The following is a 23,450-nucleotide window of genomic DNA, read 5'->3' as shown; positions in this document are numbered from 1 at the left end:
CGATGAAGCAGAAAAACCGCCTGCACCAACCATTCAGACTCATTAGCTGGATTATTCATAAAGCCATGTCAGGAAGCCCACCGGCTTTCTGACTGAACAATTTATCTTACCAGCATCAATCCCGATAGCTATCTAAGCTATCAATTATTACAGCCAGTTAACCCCATTGTAAATTAACCACCAAATCTTATTTATCTCCCCAAAACTTTATAAATTTTTCATATACCATCCAATATTAGACAGGTTTAATCACATCCAATTAACTTATTCACCAACATGAATAAACACATATCCTTTAAAAGACACCAAGTATATCTCGATAACAACACCAACACATAATTAATATAAACAATAAATATTAATCATATATTAAAAACTAAATTTAATTTTCATTAAATTAAAAATAAACAATTAAATTACAATAAAATCAATAAATTAAAATCAATAAATTAATTAAATCAATTTATAGTTATATGGAAAATTAATAATTTATATTTATAAAAACAACACAATTAGAATATTAAAACAGAATAAAAACCCATTCAAAACACACCCATCCATTATCGGACAGAGAAAATATAAAACAACACAATTATTATATCAACACACACCGGATAAATAGTGCGACAAAAACATGTTGTCCGCACCTGTTCTATCTAAAAGATGATAACAACGCATCACTCTTAGATAAACGCTAATTTCGGGTAAATAAACACTATCTAACGGAGCTATCCATATGAGTAAGAACGCCAGTTTATTAGTAAATTCAGGAAACACTACCTCTCAAGTTATTTCTCTTAATGCCCAAAAAACAATCAAGATAAAAATTCAGCCAGGAAGTAAATATGTTCTGAAAAATGAAGATGATAACTTTGCACCAGAGAACATAACGCTCCAGCGTAATGGTGATAACCTAAATATAATTCTTGAAGGTGATTCAAACCCAGCCATTGTTATTGAAGATTACTATGCTACAGGCAACGACCAAGCCTTACTGGGTATGGCTGAAGACGGTCAACTGTATGCCTATATGGTAACGGATGGTTCTGCTGAAGGTTATTCGCTTGAAGATGGAAACCTAGCACCTGCTGCGCTAGCCGGCACATCGCTGGGCGATGGTTCTTATCTGTTTGCCAATACAGAAACTGATGATGATGACAGCTTGATGGCCTTATGGCCATGGTTCCTCGGCGCTGCCGTAGCAGGGATTGCTGGTGGTGCGATTTACAATCATAACAAGCATCATGGTAAAGATTCATCTACTCCAGTTGTTACTCCAGAGCCCGTTGTTGAACCTAAAGTTGCTGCAATACCAACCTTAAATGGCGCAACAGATATGACCGGTACGATCACGGGCCCTATCAGTTACGGTTCTTCTACTGACGAAAAAAATCCAATCATTTATGGTACCGGTGAAGCAGGTAATACCATCACCATTTACGATAATGGTATTGCTATCGGTACTGCGGTTGTAAACGCTGACGGTACTTGGAACTTTAAACCAGAAACTGGGTTAAAAGATGGCGATCACAAAATTACCGTTACTCAGACCGAACCATCGGGTTCAACCAGTGCCCCATCTGATGATTTCTCATTTATCGTTGATACCATTGCCCCATTAAGACCACTGTTTGGCGATATCATTGATGATGTTGGCGCTATTCAAGGCCCAATTGCTAACGGCGCAACAACGGATGATGCTCGCCCTGAAATCACGGGTACTGGCGAACCTGGTAATACCATCACCATTTTCATTAATGGTGAGAAAGCGGGTAACGCTGTTATCGACAGTAACGGACACTGGAGCTGGACACCAGAAACGAATTTAGCCGATGGCCATTATCAACTGACCATCACTGAAACAGATAAAGCGGGTAATGTTAGCCCTATTTCACCAACATTTGACTTTAATGTTGATACTTACGTTCCGGTTGTGATTGATGTCGACACCATCGCACCGGCTAAACCAGACGTTCCAGCAGCCACTGATAACCACGGCGACACCACCGGTGCTATCGAGCCAGGTAGCAAAACTGACGATTCAACCCCAACCTTTAACGGCGGCGGCGAACCGGGCGACACCATCATCATTAAAGACGGTGACGACGTTATTGGCTCAGTGATTGTGGATGAAGACGGCAAATGGGAATGGACACCGGAAACCGAACTGGCGGATGGCGACCACAGCATTACCATTATCGAGAAAGACGAAGCCGGCAACGAAAGCGAGCCGTCTGACCCGATTGATTTCACTATCGACACCATCGCTCCAGCTAAACCAGAAGTCCCAACTGCCACCGATAACCAAGGCGACACCACTGGCGCTATCGAGCCGGGCAGCAAAACTGACGATTCAACTCCGACCTTTAACGGTGGCGGCGAACCGGGCGACACCATCATCATTAAAGACGGTGATGACGTTATCGGTTCAACCGTGGTTAACGAAGACGGCACGTGGGAATGGACACCGGAAACCGAACTGGCAGATGGCGACCACAGCATTACCATTATCGAGAAGGACGAAGCCGGCAACGAAAGCGAGCCGTCTGACCCGATTGACTTTACTATCGATACTGTCGCTCCAGCTAAACCAGAAGTCCCAACTGCCACCGATAACCAAGGCGACACCACCGGTGCTATCGAGCCGGGCAGCAAAACTGACGATTCAACCCCAACCTTTAACGGCGAAGGCGAAGCCGGTGACACCATCATCATTAAAGACGGTGATGACGTTATCGGTTCAACCGTCGTTAACGAAGACGGCACGTGGGAATGGACACCGGAAACTGAACTGGCGGATGGCGACCACAGCATTACCATTATCGAGAAAGACGAAGCCGGCAACGAAAGCGAGCCGTCTGACCCGATTGACTTTACTATCGACACCATCGCTCCGGCTAAACCAGAAGTTCCAACCGCGACGGATAATCAAGGCGACACCACCGGCGCTATCGAGCCAGGCAGCAAAACTGATGATTCAACCCCAACCTTTAACGGCGGCGGCGAACCGGGCGACACCATCATCATCAAAGACGGTGATGACGTTATCGGTTCAACCGTGGTTAACGAAGACGGCACGTGGGAATGGACACCGGAAACTGAACTGGCGGATGGCGACCACAGCATTACCATTATCGAGAAAGACGAAGCCGGCAACGAAAGCGAGCCGTCTGACCCGATTGACTTTACTATCGACACCATCGCTCCGGCTAAACCAGAAGTTCCAACCGCGACGGATAATCAAGGCGACACCACTGGCGCTATCGAGCCGGGCAGCAAAACCGACGACGCCACTCCGACCTTTAACGGCGGCGGCGAACCAGGCGACACCATCATCATTAAAGACGGTGATGACGTTATCGGTTCAACCGTGGTTAACGAAGACGGCACGTGGGAATGGACACCGGAAACTGAACTGGCGGATGGCGACCACAGCATTACCATTATCGAGAAAGACGAAGCCGGCAACGAAAGCGAGCCGTCTGACCCTATCGACTTTACTATCGACACCATCGCACCGGCTAAACCGGAAGTCCCAACTGCCACCGATAACGTGGGCGACACCACCGGCGCTATCGAGCCGGGCAGCAAAACTGACGATTCAACCCCAACCTTTAACGGCGGCGGCGAACCGGGCGACACCATCATCATTAAAGACGGTGATGACGTTATTGGCTCAGTGATTGTGGATGAAGACGGTAAATGGGAATGGACACCGGAAACCGAACTGGCGGATGGCGATCACAGCATTACCATTATCGAGAAGGACGAAGCCGGCAACGAAAGCGAGCCATCTGACCCTATCGACTTTACTATCGATACTGTCGCTCCAGCTAAACCAGAGGTTCCATCCGCGACGGATAACCAAGGCGACACCACTGGTGCCATCGAGCCGGGCAGCAAAACTGACGATTCAACCCCAACCTTTAACGGCGGCGGCGAACCGGGTGACACCATCATCATTAAAGACGGTGATGACGTTATTGGCTCAGTGATTGTGGATGAAGACGGCAAATGGGAATGGACACCGGAAACCGAACTGGCAGATGGCGACCACAGCATTACCATTATCGAGAAGGACGAAGCCGGCAACGAAAGCGAGCCGTCTGACCCGATTGATTTCACTATCGATACTGTCGCTCCAGCTAAACCAGAGGTTCCAACCGCGACAGATAACCAAGGCGACACCACTGGCGCTATCGAACCGGGCAGCAAAACTGACGATTCAACCCCGACCTTTAACGGCGGCGGCGAACCAGGCGACACCATCATCATCAAAGACGGTGATGACGTTATTGGCTCGGTGATTGTGGATGAAGACGGTAAATGGGAGTGGACACCGGAAACCGAACTGGCGGATGGCGACCACAGCATTACCATTATCGAGAAGGACGAAGCCGGCAACGAAAGCGAGCCGTCTGACCCGATTGACTTTACTATCGATACTGTCGCTCCAGCTAAACCAGAAGTCCCAACTGCCACCGATAACCAAGGCGACACCACTGGCGCTATCGAACCGGGCAGCAAAACTGACGATTCAACCCCGACCTTTAACGGCGGCGGCGAACCGGGTGACACCATCATCATCAAAGACGGTGATGACGTTATCGGTTCAACCGTCGTTAACGAAGACGGCACGTGGGAATGGACACCAGAAACCGAACTGGCAGATGGCGACCACAGCATTACCATTATCGAGAAAGACGAAGCCGGCAACGAAAGCGAGCCGTCTGACCCGATTGATTTCACTATCGACACCATCGCTCCAGCTAAACCGGAAGTCCCAACTGCTACCGATAACGTGGGCGACACCACTGGCGCTATCGAACCGGGCAGCAAAACCGACGATTCAACCCCAACCTTTAACGGCGGCGGTGAACCGGGCGACACCATCATCATCAAAGACGGTGACGACGTTATTGGCTCAGTGATTGTGGATGAAGACGGTAAATGGGAATGGACACCAGAAACCGAACTGGCAGATGGCGACCACAGCATTACCATTATCGAGAAGGACGAAGCCGGCAACGAAAGCGAGCCGTCTGACCCTATCGACTTTACTATCGACACCATCGCTCCAGCTAAACCAGAAGTCCCAACTGCCACCGATAACCAAGGCGACACCACCGGCGCTATCGAACCGGGTAGCAAAACTGACGATTCAACCCCAACCTTTAACGGTGGCGGCGAACCGGGTGACACCATCATCATCAAAGACGGTGATGACGTTATCGGTTCAACCGTAGTTAACGAAGACGGCACGTGGGAATGGACACCGGAAACCGAACTGGCAGATGGCGACCACAGCATTACCATTATCGAGAAGGACGAAGCCGGCAACGAAAGCGAGCCGTCTGACCCGATTGATTTCACTATCGATACTGTCGCTCCAGCTAAACCAGAGGTTCCAACCGCGACAGATAACCAAGGCGACACCACTGGCGCTATCGAACCGGGCAGCAAAACTGACGATTCAACCCCGACCTTTAACGGCGGCGGCGAACCGGGCGACACCATCATCATCAAAGACGGTGATGACGTTATTGGCTCGGTGATTGTGGATGAAGACGGTAAATGGGAGTGGACACCGGAAACCGAACTGGCGGATGGCGACCACAGCATTACCATTATCGAGAAGGACGAAGCCGGCAACGAAAGCGAGCCATCTGACCCTATCGACTTTACTATCGACACCATCGCTCCGGCTAAACCAGAAGTCCCAACCGCGACGGATAACCAAGGCGACACCACCGGCGCTATCGAACCGGGCAGCAAAACTGACGATTCAACCCCAACCTTTAACGGCGGCGGCGAACCGGGCGACACCATCATCATCAAAGACGGTGACGACGTTATCGGCTCAGTGATTGTGGATGAAGACGGTAAATGGGAATGGACACCGGAAACTGAACTGGCGGATGGCGACCACAGCATTACCATTATCGAGAAAGACGAAGCCGGCAACGAAAGCGAGCCGTCTGACCCTATCGAATTTACTATCGATACTGTCGCTCCAGCTAAACCAGAGGTTCCAACCGCGACGGATAACCAAGGCGACACCACCGGCGCTATCGAACCGGGTAGCAAAACCGACGATTCAACCCCAACCTTTAACGGCGGCGGCGAACCGGGTGACACCATCATCATCAAAGACGGTGATGACGTTATCGGTTCAACCGTAGTTAACGAAGACGGCACGTGGGAATGGACACCAGAAACCGAACTGGCGGATGGCGATCACAGCATTACCATTATCGAGAAAGACGAAGCCGGCAACGAAAGCGAGCCGTCTGACCCGATTGATTTCACTATCGATACTGTCGCACCGGCTAAACCAGAAGTCCCAACTGCCACCGATAACCAAGGCGACACCACCGGCGCTATCGAGCCGGGCAGCAAAACTGACGATTCAACCCCGACCTTTAACGGTGGCGGCGAACCGGGTGACACCATCATCATCAAAGACGGTGATGACGTTATTGGCTCAGTGATTGTGGATGAAGACGGTAAATGGGAATGGACACCGGAAACCGAACTGGCGGATGGCGATCACAGCATTACCATTATCGAGAAGGACGAAGCCGGCAACGAAAGCGAGCCGTCTGACCCTATCGAATTTACTATCGATACTGTCGCTCCAGCTAAACCAGAGGTTCCAACCGCGACGGATAACCAAGGCGACACCACCGGTGCTATCGAGCCGGGCAGCAAAACTGACGACACCACTCCGACCTTTAACGGCGAAGGCGAAGCCGGTGACACCATCATCATCAAAGACGGTGATGACGTTATTGGCTCAGTGATTGTGGATGAAGACGGTAAATGGGAATGGACACCGGAAACCGAACTGGCGGATGGCGACCACAGCATTACCATTATCGAGAAGGACGAAGCCGGCAACGAAAGCGAGCCGTCTGACCCGATTGACTTTACCGTGGATACCATTGCCCCAGATCAGGCTAATGTGAGCATCATCGACAACGTCGGTGGCGTTACTGGCGCCCTGAACGATGGCGATATCTCCGATGACAACACCCCGACCTTCAGCGGTCAGGCGGAAGCCAACGGTATGGTTATCATCTATAACGGTGATGATGTGATGGGTTCGGTCAAAGCAGATGCCAACGGTGACTGGTCATTTACCCCAGAGGCTCTGGCTGACGGCGACTATCAGTTCAGCACTACCGTGACTGACGAAGCCGGCAATACCGGTGAAGCTTCTGCTATCGTGCATATCACCATTGATACCAGCGCGGTTGAAGTGACTATCACTAAACTGGTGGATAACGTCGGCAATATCACCGGCGATATCAAGGCCAACGACATCACCGACGATGCGCGCCCAGACATCATGGGTAAAGGCAAAGCCGACAGCACCATCAATGTGTACGACGGTGAAACCTTACTGGGCTCCACCACCGTGGATGCCGAAGGCAACTGGAGCTTCACCCCAGCCACTGACCTGAGCGAAGGTGCGCACAGCATCACCGCAACGGCCACCGATAAAACCGGTAACGTGAGCGCGCCAACCGACGCCTTCACCTTTACCGTGGATACTGTCGCACCGGCTAAACCGGAAGTTCCAACCGCGACGGATAATCAAGGCGACACCACCGGCGCTATCGAGCCAGGCAGCAAAACTGACGATTCAACCCCAACCTTTAACGGCGGCGGCGAACCGGGCGACACCATCATCATCAAAGACGGTGATGACGTTATTGGCTCGGTGATTGTGGATGAAGACGGTAAATGGGAGTGGACACCGGAAACCGAACTGGCGGATGGCGATCACAGCATTACCATTATCGAGAAGGACGAAGCCGGCAACGAAAGCGAGCCGTCTGACCCGATTGATTTCACTATCGACACCATCGCTCCAGCTAAACCAGAAGTCCCAACTGCTACCGATAACGTGGGCGACACCACTGGCGCTATCGAGCCGGGCAGCAAAACTGACGATTCAACCCCAACCTTTAACGGCGGCGGCGAACCGGGCGACACCATCATCATCAAAGACGGTGACGACGTTATCGGCTCAGTGATTGTGGATGAAGACGGTAAATGGGAATGGACACCGGAAACCGAACTGGCGGATGGCGACCATAGCATTACCATTATCGAGAAGGACGAAGCCGGCAACGAAAGCGAGCCGTCTGACCCGATTGACTTTACCGTGGATACCATTGCCCCAGATCAGGCTAATGTGAGCATCATCGACAACGTCGGTGGCGTTACTGGCGCCCTGAACGATGGCGATATCTCCGATGACAACACCCCGACCTTCAGCGGTCAGGCGGAAGCCAACGGTATGGTTATCATCTATAACGGTGATGATGTGATGGGTTCGGTCAAAGCAGATGCCAACGGTGACTGGTCATTTACCCCAGAGGCTCTGGCTGACGGCGACTATCAGTTCAGCACTACCGTGACTGACGAAGCCGGCAATACCGGTGAAGCTTCTGCTATCGTGCATATCACCATTGATACCAGCGCGGTTGAAGTGACTATCACTAAACTGGTGGATAACGTCGGCAATATCACCGGCGATATCAAGGCTAACGACATCACCGACGATGCGCGCCCAGACATCATGGGTAAAGGCAAAGCCGACAGCACCATCAATGTGTACGACGGTGAAACCTTACTGGGCTCCACCACCGTGGATGCCGAAGGCAACTGGAGCTTCACCCCAGCCACTGACCTGAGCGAAGGTGCGCACAGCATCACCGCAACGGCGACCGATAAAACCGGTAACGTGAGCGCGCCAACCGACGCCTTCACCTTTACCGTGGATACTGTCGCACCGGCTAAACCAGAAGTCCCAACTGCCACCGATAACGTGGGCGACACCACCGGCGCTATCGAGCCGGGCAGCAAAACCGACGATTCAACCCCAACCTTTAACGGCGGCGGCGAACCGGGTGACACCATCATCATCAAAGACGGTGATGACGTTATCGGTTCAACCGTAGTTAACGAAGACGGCACGTGGGAATGGACACCAGAAACCGAACTGGCAGATGGCGACCACAGCATTACCATTATCGAGAAAGACGAAGCCGGCAACGAAAGCGAGCCATCTGACCCGATTGATTTCACTATCGATACTGTCGCTCCAGCTAAACCAGAGGTTCCAACCGCGACGGATAACGTGGGCGACACCACCGGCGCTATCGAGCCGGGCAGCAAAACTGACGACACCACTCCGACCTTTAACGGCGGCGGCGAACCGGGTGACACCATCATCATCAAAGACGGTGATGACGTTATCGGTTCAACCGTGGTTAACGAAGACGGCACGTGGGAATGGACACCGGAAACCGAACTGGCGGAAGGCGACCACAGCATTACCATTATCGAGAAGGACGAAGCCGGCAACGAAAGCGAGCCGTCTGACCCGATTGACTTTACCGTGGATACCATTGCCCCAGATCAGGCTAATGTGAGCATCATCGACAACGTCGGTGGCGTTACTGGCGCCCTGAACGATGGCGATATCTCCGATGACAACACCCCGACCTTCAGCGGTCAGGCGGAAGCCAACGGTATGGTCATCATTTATAACGGTGATGATGTGATGGGTTCGGTCAAAGCAGATGCCAACGGTGACTGGTCATTTACCCCAGAAGCACTGGCTGACGGCGACTATCAGTTCAGCACTACCGTGACTGACGAAGCCGGCAATACCGGTGAAGCTTCTGCTATCGTGCATATCACCATTGATACCAGCGCGGTTGAAGTGACTATCACTAAACTGGTGGATAACGTCGGCAATATCACCGGCGATATCAAGGCTAACGACATCACTGACGATGCGCGCCCAGACATTATGGGTAAAGGCAAAGCCGACAGCACCATCAATGTGTACGACGGTGAAACCTTACTGGGCTCCACCACCGTGGATGCCGAAGGTAACTGGAGCTTCACCCCAGCCACTGACCTGAGCGAAGGTGCGCACAGCATCACCGCAACGGCCACCGATAAAACCGGTAACGTGAGCGCGCCAACCGACGCCTTCACCTTTACCGTGGATACTGTCGCACCGGCTAAACCGGAAGTTCCAACCGCCACCGATAACGTGGGCGACACCACCGGCGCTATCGAGCCGGGCAGCAAAACTGACGATTCAACCCCAACCTTTAACGGCGGCGGCGAACCAGGCGACACCATCATCATCAAAGACGGTGATGACGTTATCGGTTCAACCGTAGTTAACGAAGACGGCACGTGGGAATGGACACCAGAAACTGAACTGGCGGAAGGCGACCACAGCATTACCATTATCGAGAAGGACGAAGCCGGCAATGAAAGCGAGCCGTCTGACCCTATCGACTTTACTATCGACACCATCGCACCGGCTAAACCGGAAGTTCCAACCGCCACCGATAACGTGGGCGACACCACCGGCGCTATCGAGCCAGGCAGCAAAACTGACGATTCAACCCCAACCTTTAACGGCGGCGGCGAACCAGGCGACACCATCATCATCAAAGACGGTGATGACGTTATCGGTTCAACCGTAGTTAACGAAGACGGCACGTGGGAATGGACACCAGAAACTGAACTGGCGGAAGGCGACCACAGCATTACCATTATCGAGAAGGACGAAGCCGGCAATGAAAGCGAGCCGTCTGACCCTATCGACTTTACTATCGACACCATCGCACCGGCTAAACCGGAAGTCCCAACTGCCACCGATAACGTGGGCGACACCACTGGCGCTATCGAGCCGGGCAGCAAAACTGACGATTCAACCCCAACCTTTAACGGTGGCGGCGAACCAGGCGACACCATCATCATTAAAGACGGTGACGACGTTATTGGCTCAGTGATTGTGGATGAAGACGGTAAATGGGAATGGACACCAGAAACTGAACTGGCGGATGGCGACCACAGCATTACCATTATCGAGAAAGACGAAGCCGGCAACGAAAGCGAGCCGTCTGACCCGATTGATTTCACTATCGACACCATCGCTCCAGCTAAACCAGAAGTTCCAACCGCGACGGATAACGTGGGCGACACCACTGGCGCTATCGAGCCAGGCAGCAAAACTGACGATTCAACCCCAACCTTTAACGGCGGCGGCGAACCGGGCGACACCATCATCATCAAAGACGGTGATGACGTTATTGGCTCAGTGATTGTGGATGAAGACGGTAAATGGGAATGGACACCAGAAACTGAACTGGCGGATGGCGACCACAGCATTACCATTATCGAGAAAGACGAAGCCGGCAATGAAAGCGAGCCGTCTGACCCGATTGACTTTACTATCGACACCATCGCTCCAGCTAAACCAGAAGTTCCAACCGCGACGGATAACCAAGGCGACACCACCGGCGCTATCGAACCGGGCAGCAAAACTGACGATTCAACCCCAACCTTTAACGGTGGCGGCGAACCAGGCGACACCATCATCATTAAAGACGGTGATGACGTTATTGGCTCAGTGATTGTGGATGAAGATGGTAAATGGGAATGGACACCAGAAACTGAACTGGCGGATGGCGACCACAGCATTACCATTATCGAGAAGGACGAAGCCGGCAACGAAAGCGAGCCGTCTGACCCGATTGACTTTACCGTGGATACCATTGCCCCAGATCAGGCTAATGTGAACATCATCGACAACGTCGGTGGCGTTACTGGCGCCCTGAACGATGGCGATATCTCCGATGACAACACCCCGACCTTCAGCGGTCAGGCGGAAGCCAACGGTATGGTCATCATTTATAACGGCGATGATGTGATGGGTTCGGTCAAAGCAGATGCCAACGGTGACTGGTCATTTACCCCAGATGCTCTGGCTGACGGCGACTATCAGTTCAGCACTACCGTGACTGACGAAGCCGGCAATACCGGTGAAGCTTCTGCTATCGTGCATATCACCATTGATACCAGCGCGGTTGAAGTGACTATCACTAAACTGGTGGATAACGTCGGCGATATCACCGGCGATATCAAGGCTAACGACATCACTGACGATGCTCGCCCAGACATCATGGGTAAAGGCAAAGCCGACAGCACCATCAATGTGTACGACGGTGAAACCTTACTGGGCTCCACCACCGTGGATGCCGAAGGCAACTGGAGCTTCACGCCAGCCACTGACCTGAGCGAAGGTGCGCACAGCATCACCGCAACGGCCACCGATAAAGCCGGTAACGTGACAGAACCAACTGACGCCTTCACCTTTACCGTAGATACCGTAGCCCCAACCGCTCCGACTATCGAATCGGCTGAAGACAACGAAGGCGACATTAAGGGCACGTTAGACAATAACAGCGCCACTGATGACACCACGCCGACCCTGAACGGCACTGCAGAGAAGAACAGCACTGTCAGCGTGTACGAAGGGGATACCCTGCTGGGTACCACCACCGCCAACGATGACGGCGAATGGACCTTCACCACCGACGTACTGGCTGAAGGTGAGCATACGTTCCACGTGACCGCCACCGATGCCGCCGGCAACGTCAGCGATAAATCCGCCGACTTTGTGCTGGATATCGACCTGACTGCACCGGTTGCCGCCTCCGATCTGGCGATTACTGACAACGTTGGGGCCGTTACTGGCGCCCTGAACGATGGCGACACCACCGATGACAACACCCCGACCTTCAGTGGTCTGGCAGAAGCCAACGGTATCGTGACCATCTACAATGGCGAGACCGTTCTGGGTTCCGTTAAAGCAGGAACCGACGGCAGCTGGTCATTCACGCCAGACACCTTGGCAGACGGTGACTATCAGTTCAGCACTACCGTGACTGACGAAGCCGGCAATACCGGTGAAGCTTCTGCTATCGTGCATATCACCATTGATACCAGCGCGGTTGAAGTGACTATCACTAAACTGGTGGATAACGTCGGCGATATCACCGGCGATATCAAGGCTAACGACATCACTGACGATGCTCGCCCAGACATCATGGGTAAAGGCAAAGCCGACAGCACCATCAATGTGTACGACGGTGAAACCTTACTGGGCTCCACCACCGTGGATGCCGAAGGCAACTGGAGCTTCACGCCAGCCACTGACCTGAGCGAAGGTGCGCACAGCATCACCGCAACGGCCACCGATAAAGCCGGTAACGTGACAGAACCAACTGACGCCTTCACCTTTACCGTAGATACCGTAGCCCCAACCGCTCCGACTATCGAATCGGCTGAAGACAACGAAGGCGACATTAAGGGCACGTTAGACAATAACAGCGCCACTGATGACACCACGCCGACCCTGAACGGCACTGCAGAGAAGAACAGCACTGTCAGCGTGTACGAAGGGGATACCCTGCTGGGTACCACCACCGCCAACGATGACGGCGAATGGACCTTCACCACCGACGTACTGGCTGAAGGTGAGCATACGTTCCACGTGACCGCCACCGATGCCGCCGGCAACGTCAGCGATAAATCCGCCGACTTTGTGCTGGATATCGACCTGACTGCACCGGTTGCCGCCTCCGATCTGGCGATTACTGACAACGTTGGGGCCGTTACTGGCGCCCTGAACGATGGCGACACCACCGATGACAACACCCCGACCTTCAGTGGTCTGGCAGAAGCCAACGGTATCGTGACCATCTACAATGGCGAGACCGTTCTGGGTTCCGTTAAAGCAGGAACCGACGGCAGCTGGTCATTCACGCCAGACACCTTGGCAGACGGTGACTATCAGTTCAGCACCACCGTGACCGATGCCGCCGGCAATACCGGTGAAGCCACACCTGTGGTCAATATCACCATTGATACCAGCGCGGTTGAAGTGACTATCACTAAACTGGTGGATAACGTCGGCGATATCACCGGCGATATCAAGGCTAACGACATCACTGACGATGCGCGCCCAGATATCATGGGTAAAGGCAAAGCCGACAGCACCATCAATGTGTACGACGGTGAAACCTTACTGGGCTCCACCACCGTGGATGCCGAAGGCAACTGGAGCTTCACGCCAGCCACTGACCTGAGCGAAGGTGCGCACAGCATCACCGCAACGGCCACCGATAAAGCCGGTAACGTGACAGAACCAACTGACGCCTTCACCTTTACCGTAGATACCGTAGCCCCAACCGCTCCGACTATCGAATCGGCTGAAGACAACGAAGGCGACATTAAGGGCACGTTAGACAATAACAGCGCCACTGATGACACCACGCCGACCCTGAACGGGACTGCAGAGAAGAACAGCACCGTAAGCGTGTACGAAGGGGATACCCTGCTGGGTACCACCACCGCCAACGATGACGGCGAATGGACCTTCACCACCGACGTACTGTCTGAAGGTGAGCATACGTTCCACGTGACCGCTACCGATGCTGCCGGCAACGTCAGCGATAAATCCGCCGACTTTGTGCTGGATATCGACCTGACCGCACCGGTTGCCGCCTCCGATCTGGCGATTACTGACAACGTTGGGGCCGTTACTGGCGCCCTGAACGATGGCGACACCACCGATGACAACACCCCGACCTTCAGCGGTCTGGCAGAAGCCAACGGTATTGTGACTGTCTACAATGGCGAGACCGTTCTGGGTTCCGTTAAAGCGGGCGCTGACGGCAGCTGGTCATTCACGCCAGACACCTTGGCAGACGGTGACTATCAGTTCAGCACCACCGTGACCGATGCCGCCGGCAATACCGGTGAAGCCACACCTGTGGTCAATATCACTATTGATACCAGTGTAGCCACCGTAACCATCACTAAACTGGTGGATAACGTCGGCGATATCACCGGTGAAATGAAAGCTAACGACATCACTGACGATGCTCGCCCAGACATCATGGGTAAAGGCAAAGCCGACAGCACCATCAATGTGTACGACGGTGAAACCTTACTGGGCTCCACCACCGTGGATGCCGAAGGCAACTGGAGCTTCACGCCAGCCACTGACCTGAGCGAAGGTGCGCACAGCATCACCGCGACGGCCACCGATAAAGCCGGTAACGTGACAGAACCAACTGACGCCTTCACCTTTACCGTAGATACCGTAGCCCCAACCGCTCCGACTATCGAATCGGCTGAAGACAACGAAGGCGACATTAAGGGCACGTTAGACAATAACAGCGCCACTGATGACACCACGCCGACCCTGAACGGGACTGCAGAGAAGAACAGCACCGTAAGCGTGTACGAAGGGGATACCCTGCTGGGTACCACCACCGCCAACGATGACGGCGAATGGACCTTCACCACCGACGTACTGGCTGAAGGTGAGCATACGTTCCACGTGACCGCCACCGATGCCGCCGGCAACGTCAGCGATAAATCCGCCGACTTTGTGCTGGATATCGACCTGACTGCACCGGTTGCCGCCTCCGATCTGGCGATCACCGACAACGTTGGAGACGTTACCGGCGCCCTGAACGATGGCGACACCACCGATGACAACACCCCGACCTTCAGCGGTCTGGCAGAAGCCAACGGTATCGTGACTGTCTACAATGGCGAGACCGCTCTGGGTTCCGTTAAAGCAGGAACCGACGGCAGCTGGTCATTCACGCCAGACACCTTGGCAGATGGTGACTATCAGTTCAGCACCACCGTGACCGATGCCGCCGGCAATACCGGTGAAGCCACACCTGTGGTCAATATCACCATTGATACCAGTGTAGCCACCGTAACCATCACTAAACTGGTGGACAACATTGGCGATATCACCGGTGATATCAAGGCTAACGACATTACTGACGATGCCCGTCCGGAAATCATCGGTGAAGGTAAAGCTAACAGCACCATCAATGTGTACGACGGTGAAACCTTACTGGGCTCCACCACCGTGGATGCCGAAGGCAACTGGAGCTTCACCCCAGCCACTGACCTGAGCGAAGGTGCGCACAGCATCACTGCAACGGCCACCGATAAAGCCGGTAACGTGACAGAACCAACTGACGCCTTCACCTTTACCGTAGATACCGTAGCCCCAACCGCTCCGACTATCGAATCGGCTGAAGACAACGAAGGCGACATTAAGGGCACGTTAGACAATAACAGCGCCACTGATGACACCACGCCGACCCTGAACGGCACTGCAGAGAAGAACAGCACTGTCAGCGTGTACGAAGGGGATACCCTGCTGGGTACCACCACCGCCAACGATGACGGCGAATGGACCTTCACCACCGACGTACTGGCTGAAGGTGAGCATACGTTCCACGTGACCGCCACCGATGCCGCCGGCAACGTCAGCGATAAATCCGCCGACTTTGTGCTGGATATCGACCTGACTGCACCGGTTGCCGCCTCCGATCTGGCGATCACCGACAACGTTGGAGACGTTACCGGCGCCCTGAACGATGGCGACACCACCGATGACAACACCCCGACCTTCAGCGGTCTGGCAGAAGCCAACGGTATCGTGACCATCTACAATGGCGAGACCGCTCTGGGTTCCGTTAAAGCGGGCGCTGACGGCAGTTGGACATTCACGCCAGACACCTTGGCAGACGGTGACTATCAGTTCAGCACCACCGTGACCGATGCCGCCGGCAATACCGGTGAAGCCACTCCTGTGGTCAATATCACTATTGATACCAGTGTAGCCACCGTAACCATCACTAAACTGGTGGACAACGTCGGCGATATCACCGGTGAAATGAAAGCTAACGACATTACTGACGATGCCCGTCCGGAAATCATCGGTGAAGGTAAAGCTAACAGCACGATTAATGTGTATGACGGCAGCACGCTGTTGGGTTCAACCACAACGGATGCCGAAGGCAACTGGAGCTTCACGCCAGCCACTGACCTGAGCGAAGGTGCGCACAGCATCACCGCAACGGCCACCGATAAAGCCGGTAACGTGACAGAACCAACTGACGCCTTCACCTTTACCGTAGATACCGTAGCCCCAACCGCTCCGACTATCGAATCGGCTGAAGACAACGAAGGCGACATTAAGGGCACGTTAGACAATAACAGCGCCACTGATGACACCACGCCGACCCTGAACGGCACTGCAGAGAAGAACAGCACCGTCAGCGTGTACGAAGGGGATACCCTGCTGGGTACCACCACCGCCAACGATGACGGCGAATGGACCTTCACCACCGACGTACTGGCTGAAGGTGAGCATACGTTCCACGTGACCGCTACCGATGCTGCCGGCAACGTCAGCGATAAATCCGCCGACTTTGTGCTGGATATCGACCTGACTGCACCGGTTGCCGCCTCCGATCTGGCGATTACTGACAACGTTGGGGCCGTTACTGGCGCCCTGAACGATGGCGACACCACCGATGACAACACCCCGACCTTCAGCGGTCTGGCAGAAGCCAACGGTATCGTGACTGTCTACAATGGCGAGACCGTTCTGGGTTCCGTTAAAGCAGGAACCGACGGCAGCTGGACATTCACGCCAGACACCTTGGCAGACGGTGACTATCAGTTCAGCACCACCGTGACCGATGCCGCCGGCAATACCGGTGAAGCCACTCCTGTGGTCAATATCACTATTGATACCAGTGTAGCCACCGTAACCATCACTAAACTGGTGGACAACGTCGGCGATATCACCGGTGAAATGAAAGCTAACGACATTACTGACGATGCCCGTCCGGAAATCATCGGTGAAGGTAAAGCTAACAGCACGATTAATGTGTATGACGGCAGCACGCTGTTGGGTTCAACCACAACGGATGCCGAAGGCAACTGGAGCTTCACGCCAGCCACTGACCTGAGCGAAGGTGCGCACAGCATCACCGCAACGGCCACCGATAAAGCCGGTAACGTGACAGAACCAACTGACGCCTTCGCCTTTACCGTAGATACCGTAGCCCCAACCGCTCCGACTATCGAATCGGCTGAAGACAACGAAGGCGACATTAAGGGCACGTTAGACAATAACAGCGCCACTGATGACACCACGCCGACCCTGAACGGCACCGCAGAGAAGAACAGCACTGTCAGCGTGTACGAAGGGGATACTCTGCTGGGTACCACCACCGCCAACGACGACGGCGAATGGACCTTCACCACCGACGTACTGGCTGAAGGTGAGCATACGTTCCACGTGACCGCTACCGATGCTGCCGGCAACGTCAGCGATAAATCCGCCGACTTTGTGCTGGATATCGACCTGACCGCACCGGTTGCCGCCTCCGATCTGGCGATCACCGACAACGTTGGGGCCGTTACTGGCGCCCTGAACGATGGCGACACCACCGATGACAACACCCCGACCTTCAGCGGTCTGGCAGAAGCCAACGGTATTGTGACTGTCTACAATGGCGAGACCGTTCTGGGTTCCGTTAAAGCGGGCGCTGACGGCAGCTGGTCATTCACGCCAGACACCTTGGCAGACGGTGACTATCAGTTCAGCACCACCGTGACCGATGCCGCCGGCAATACCGGTGAAGCCACACCTGTGGTCAATATCACTATTGATACCAGTGTAGCCACCGTAACCATCACTAAACTGGTGGATAACGTCGGCGATATCACCGGTGAAATGAAAGCTAACGACATTACTGACGATGCCCGTCCGGAAATCATCGGTGAAGGTAAAGCTAACAGCACAATTAATGTGTATGACGGCAGCACACTGTTGGGTTCAACCACAACGGATGCCGAAGGCAACTGGAGCTTCACGCCAGCCACCGACCTGAGTGAAGGTGCGCACAGCATCACCGCGACGGCCACCGATAAAGCCGGTAACGTGACAGAACCAACTGACGCCTTCAGTTTCTCAGTGGATACCGTGGCGCCAACTAAGCCAACCATTGAATCCGCTGAAGACAACGAAGGGGAAATTAAGGGCACCTTAAACAATAACAGCGCTACCGATGACGCTACGCCAACCCTGAACGGGACCGCGGAGAAGAACAGTACGGTTAATGTGTATGACGGTGAGACTCTGCTGGGTACCACCACCGCCAACGATGACGGCGAATGGACCTTCACCACCGAAGCCTTGGCTGAAGGGAAACATACGTTCCATGTCACCGCCACCGATACCGCGGGCAACATCAGCCAGCCGTCCGATGACTTTGTGCTGACCATGGACTTCACTGCCCCAGATGCCAATAAACTGGCTATCACTGGCGTAGATGACCAAATCGGTATCGTCACTGGTAACGTTAAATCTGGTGATTCTACTGACGACACGCGTCCAACCATTAGCGGTACAGGTACTGCCGGTGACACGATTATTGTGTACACCACTGACAGCACCGATAAACACGTGATTGGTAGCACCACTGTAGATGCAGAAGGTAACTGGAGTCTGCAACCAGCAGAGGCACTGGCTCAGGGTGAAAATAAATTCACCGCTGTAGAAATGGACCCGGTAGGTAACATCACCGAACCAAGCGAGCCATACACTATCATTTTGGACACCTTTGTATCAGACGCTAAAGTCACTATTACCGAGATTTCTGATGACCGCGGTGGCTCAAGTACTGACTTTATTACCAACGATAATACGTTGTTGATTAGCGGTACTCTGGATAAAGCCCTGTTGTCTGACGAGACGGTAGAAATCTCTCTGGATGATGGTAAAACTTGGACTAAAGCAACAACACTAACCGATACCGGCTGGACCGTTGACCTGCAAAGTACAGAACTGGACGCTGGAGATTACACCATCAAAGCCCGCGTGGTGGATACTGCCGGTAACATTGGTAACACAGACAACCATGCGTTAACCATCGCACTGGAAGGCCGTGATATGGAGGGTCTGAACACAACAGCGAAGATCTCTACCGATACCAGTCATGGCTTGGTGAGTGGTGATATTTTCAGTCACAGTGCAACAGTCACCAATACCGATATGGTCACGCGTGATAATAACGTCACCGTCAGCGGTACTCTGAGTGCAGCGCTGTTAACAGGTGAAAAACTTCAGATTTCGCTGGATGACGGCGCGACCTGGGTAACTCTCACTATGAGCGGCAATAACTGGAGCTACGAGTTGCCTGAAGTGTCAGTAGACACCACGTACAACTACAAGCTACAGGTAATTGATAACGCAGGTAACGTAGGTAAAAACACATCGTTTGCCGAAAATTACAAAGTCGTGATTGACCTGACAGTGCCGGATGCGCTTATCGCAGCCCCGGATATTGCCAAGACGGTTAGCACCAAAGATTCATTCACCTTCGACAGCAGCCAATACGGCAATGTAGAGGCAGGTACTATTGTTGCACTGGTCAGCGATGAAAACAGCAACGGTAGCTATCAGGAAGGTCTGGATCAGGTACTGGGCTTTGCTAAAGCGAATGCAGATGGCACCTGGACGATGACCACCTCACTGCCGGCTGGAGCACATAACCTGGCGTTTATGGTGTGGGATGAAGCGGGTAACCACTCAAGTATGGGTGCTAGCACCAGCGTCGGGGTTACCGACGGTGAAGGTAGCTTGCTGGTTACACAAACATGGGGTGGAACCACTGACTCTGATGGACGTGGCCTTAACTCAGCGGCGGTAACCATCAGCCAAGACGGTACATGGTCGTTCTTCCAGAGCGTACGTGGTACTTCCGGTTCAACTACCGCTAACGCCGGTCGTGTGTATACCGCGACTGACCGTGAAACCTATGATTCTACTTATCTGGCTCAACCGTCTACCTCTAACGGCGCTGGCTATAACGTGGATGATGCTTCTTACAGCCGCTACATTAACTCGGCAGTATTTGCAGATATTAACCGCGATGGTTATACCGATGTCATGTCACAGGTTAGCTCATACGGTAATGGTGGTCGTACTGCTTACTGGCTGCAAAATGCTGATGGTTCTTTCTCACCGAAGGCGGTAGATCAAGGAACATTGAACCACTTGGGCGGCGTGATTGCCTATGACCGTGAAGGTGACGGTTATTTGGACTTCGTGCTGGCGGACTCCGAGTCAGACTCCATTTCATTCATGAAGAATGATCAGGGTGTGCTGTCTTACGAGAAAGTATCCGGTTTCGCTAACGGTCACCCAGGCGGTGCACTGCCAGCAGCAATGAGTATCATGCATGAAGTGGGCGCAGTGGATATCGACAACAATGGTACGGTAGATATTACCGCTCATGTTGACTACAACGGTGCGGGAACTAACGCAGGTAACCCATCTCGCGGTCTGGGTATTCTGTATAACGAGTTAACCGGTACAGGAAAAACCAACTTCGGTACTGTCGGTTATTATTCCAACGTGTTTGCCAACGATGGTGCGGATGACTACGGTAACCTGTCCATCTCCATGACCTATGCGGACTATAATGGTGATGGCTGGCTGGATCTGTTCCTGAGTCGTGGTACTAAAGGCGGTGCAAACAGTGATGAAAGCCGTATCTATCTGAACGATGGTACCGGTAAGTTGATGGCAACAGATGCCCAAGCACTGTGGTTTGGTGACAGTCAGGTTGGCGGTACATCGCTGGCAGTGGACTGGAACCATGACGGTAAGACAGACATTATCGAAGTTCAGCGTTCCGGTGTGAACGGTAGCCCGATGCTGTATACCAACACCGGTAGCAATTCTTGGGGTGCGAACGCGGTCAGCCTGACGGGTACCACCAAGTTCGACAATATTACCGGTGCAGTGGCTCTGGACTACGATTGGGATGGCTCGATGGACCTGGTGTTATATCGCTCCGGCAGCGATGCCAGTGTGGTATCCAGCACCAACTCAGCGCCAACGCTGTTGGTGAAAAACACCAATATCGCCGCGGATGGTACCAGCCTGCAGATCCGTATTGTTGACGGCAACGGCATCAATACTTTCTACAGCAACACCGTTAAGTTGTATAACTCTGCCGGTGAATGTGTAGCAACACAGCTGATTAACCCGCAGGCGTCTGGTTCTAGCAACAGTATGGGCCTGGTGAGCTTCTTCGGATTAGATCCAAATGAAGTGTACTCGGTGCAGATGCTGCGTATCACCAACGGAGTCGTTGACCATGTGGGCGCAACATCCAGTATTGGCGGTTATACCAACGGTACGGTTAACGAGAACTGGGGTGGTCTGACTACCGGTAAATCTCACGATGCCTACGTATTGACAGCAGAAAGCTCTGATGCAATCAACAACACCACAGGAACTGGCGGTATTATCGGTACTGGTTATAACGATACCTTCTTCGGTTCTGCCGGGGACGATACCTACACCGGTGGTGGCGGATGGAACCGAGTTGTGAGTGGTCAGCAAGTCTGGAGCGAAACTGAGGGTATGGATATTGTTGACTACAGCCGTTCTGCTTCAGCTATCACAGCCAACCTGGCTACTGGTGTTGCAACTGGAGAAGGTAATGACACGCTGGTCAGCATCGAAGGTCTAATTGGTACTGTACAGAATGATACCTTCACAGATAACGCAGCCAACAACCTGTTTGAAGGCCGCGGTGGTGATGACACCTTCCACCTGACAAACGGCGGTAATGACACGCTGATGTACAAAGTACAAGCAGGTAAAGGCGGTGACAGCACTGGCGGTAACGGTCATGACACAGTATATGGCTTCACCGTGGGTAACCTGCTGACCAATAACAATGCCGACCTGATTAACCTGAGCGACGTGTTGAACTACTCTGGTCCGTTATCCTGCTTTATGGATGAAGGGGTAATGAAGCTAGACTCAGCCTCTCAGGGAATACTGAATTATCTGAAAGTAGAACAGGTCGGTGGCGATACCGTCATCAGCATTGACCGCGATGGTAAAGGCGGTGCGTATGGCTTCGAAGAACTGTTAACGCTGAAAGGTGTGAGTACGGACCTGGTGACGCTGTTGTCTAACAACCAGATAGAAGTGGGTGATGATACGTTGACCAGTGGATCTTCAGGTACACATTCACTGTTATCAACAACTCAGCAATCATTACTGTCTATCTCTCAGATGTTTACTGCCGGTGACGACATGATATTTGGAACCAATAATGCAGACATTCTGATGGGTGGTCTGGGCAACGATACCTTTAACAACATTAGTACTGGCGATCAGGTCATGGGTGGAGCGGGTAACGATGTTATCCAGATAGCCTCAACTGACTTCGCCACTATCACCGGTGATGAAGGTATTGATACTCTGGTTCTGGCAGGGCATGACTTGTTGTTAAACCTGAGTGCACTGAAAGATAACCTGAGCTCGGTAGAGATCTTCGATATGGGTGATGGTCATAACACCATGACTGTTTCTCTGGATGATGTTCTGCGTTTGGGTTCAGAAGAACTGGCAATCCACAATGGTGATAAAGCGATTATCGTTAATGGTGAAGAAGGCAGCACCCTGCAGTTAGAGAGCGGTGACGGCCAATGGACCATGTCGCAAAGCAATTACCAACATGGCGGTAATAACTACAACGTCTGGACCATGAGTACCTCAGGTATTGAAGTACTGGTCGAAGATACTGTTAGTCCAATCATCATGTAATTAAAAACTAAAGTGACCGTCAAATGACGGTCACTTTAGAAAATATTGCCTAATCTTCAGTAAGTAAATCATTCAGAAATAGTTATGTTTAAGGAAAATA

Annotated in this window: 1 protein-coding gene; it reads left to right on the top strand. The window is 52.7% G+C overall.

All coding sequences use genetic code 11. The features are described 5' to 3' along the window. Positions 1 to 736: 736 nt before the first annotated feature. Positions 737 to 23,350 carry an Ig-like domain-containing protein gene (locus HYN51_RS16020; protein ID WP_108900930.1) on the top strand — a complete coding sequence of 7,538 codons (22,614 nt, stop codon included), beginning with the start codon at positions 737 to 739 and terminating at the stop codon, positions 23,348 to 23,350. The last annotated feature ends 100 nt before the right edge of the window (positions 23,351 to 23,450 follow it).

It is taken from the genome of Limnobaculum parvum (genome assembly GCF_003096015.2).
Taxonomy (GTDB): domain Bacteria; phylum Pseudomonadota; class Gammaproteobacteria; order Enterobacterales; family Enterobacteriaceae; genus Limnobaculum; species Limnobaculum parvum.
The sequence above is the reverse complement of the archived record's forward strand: the minus strand, read 5'-3'. Positions and strand labels throughout refer to the sequence as shown.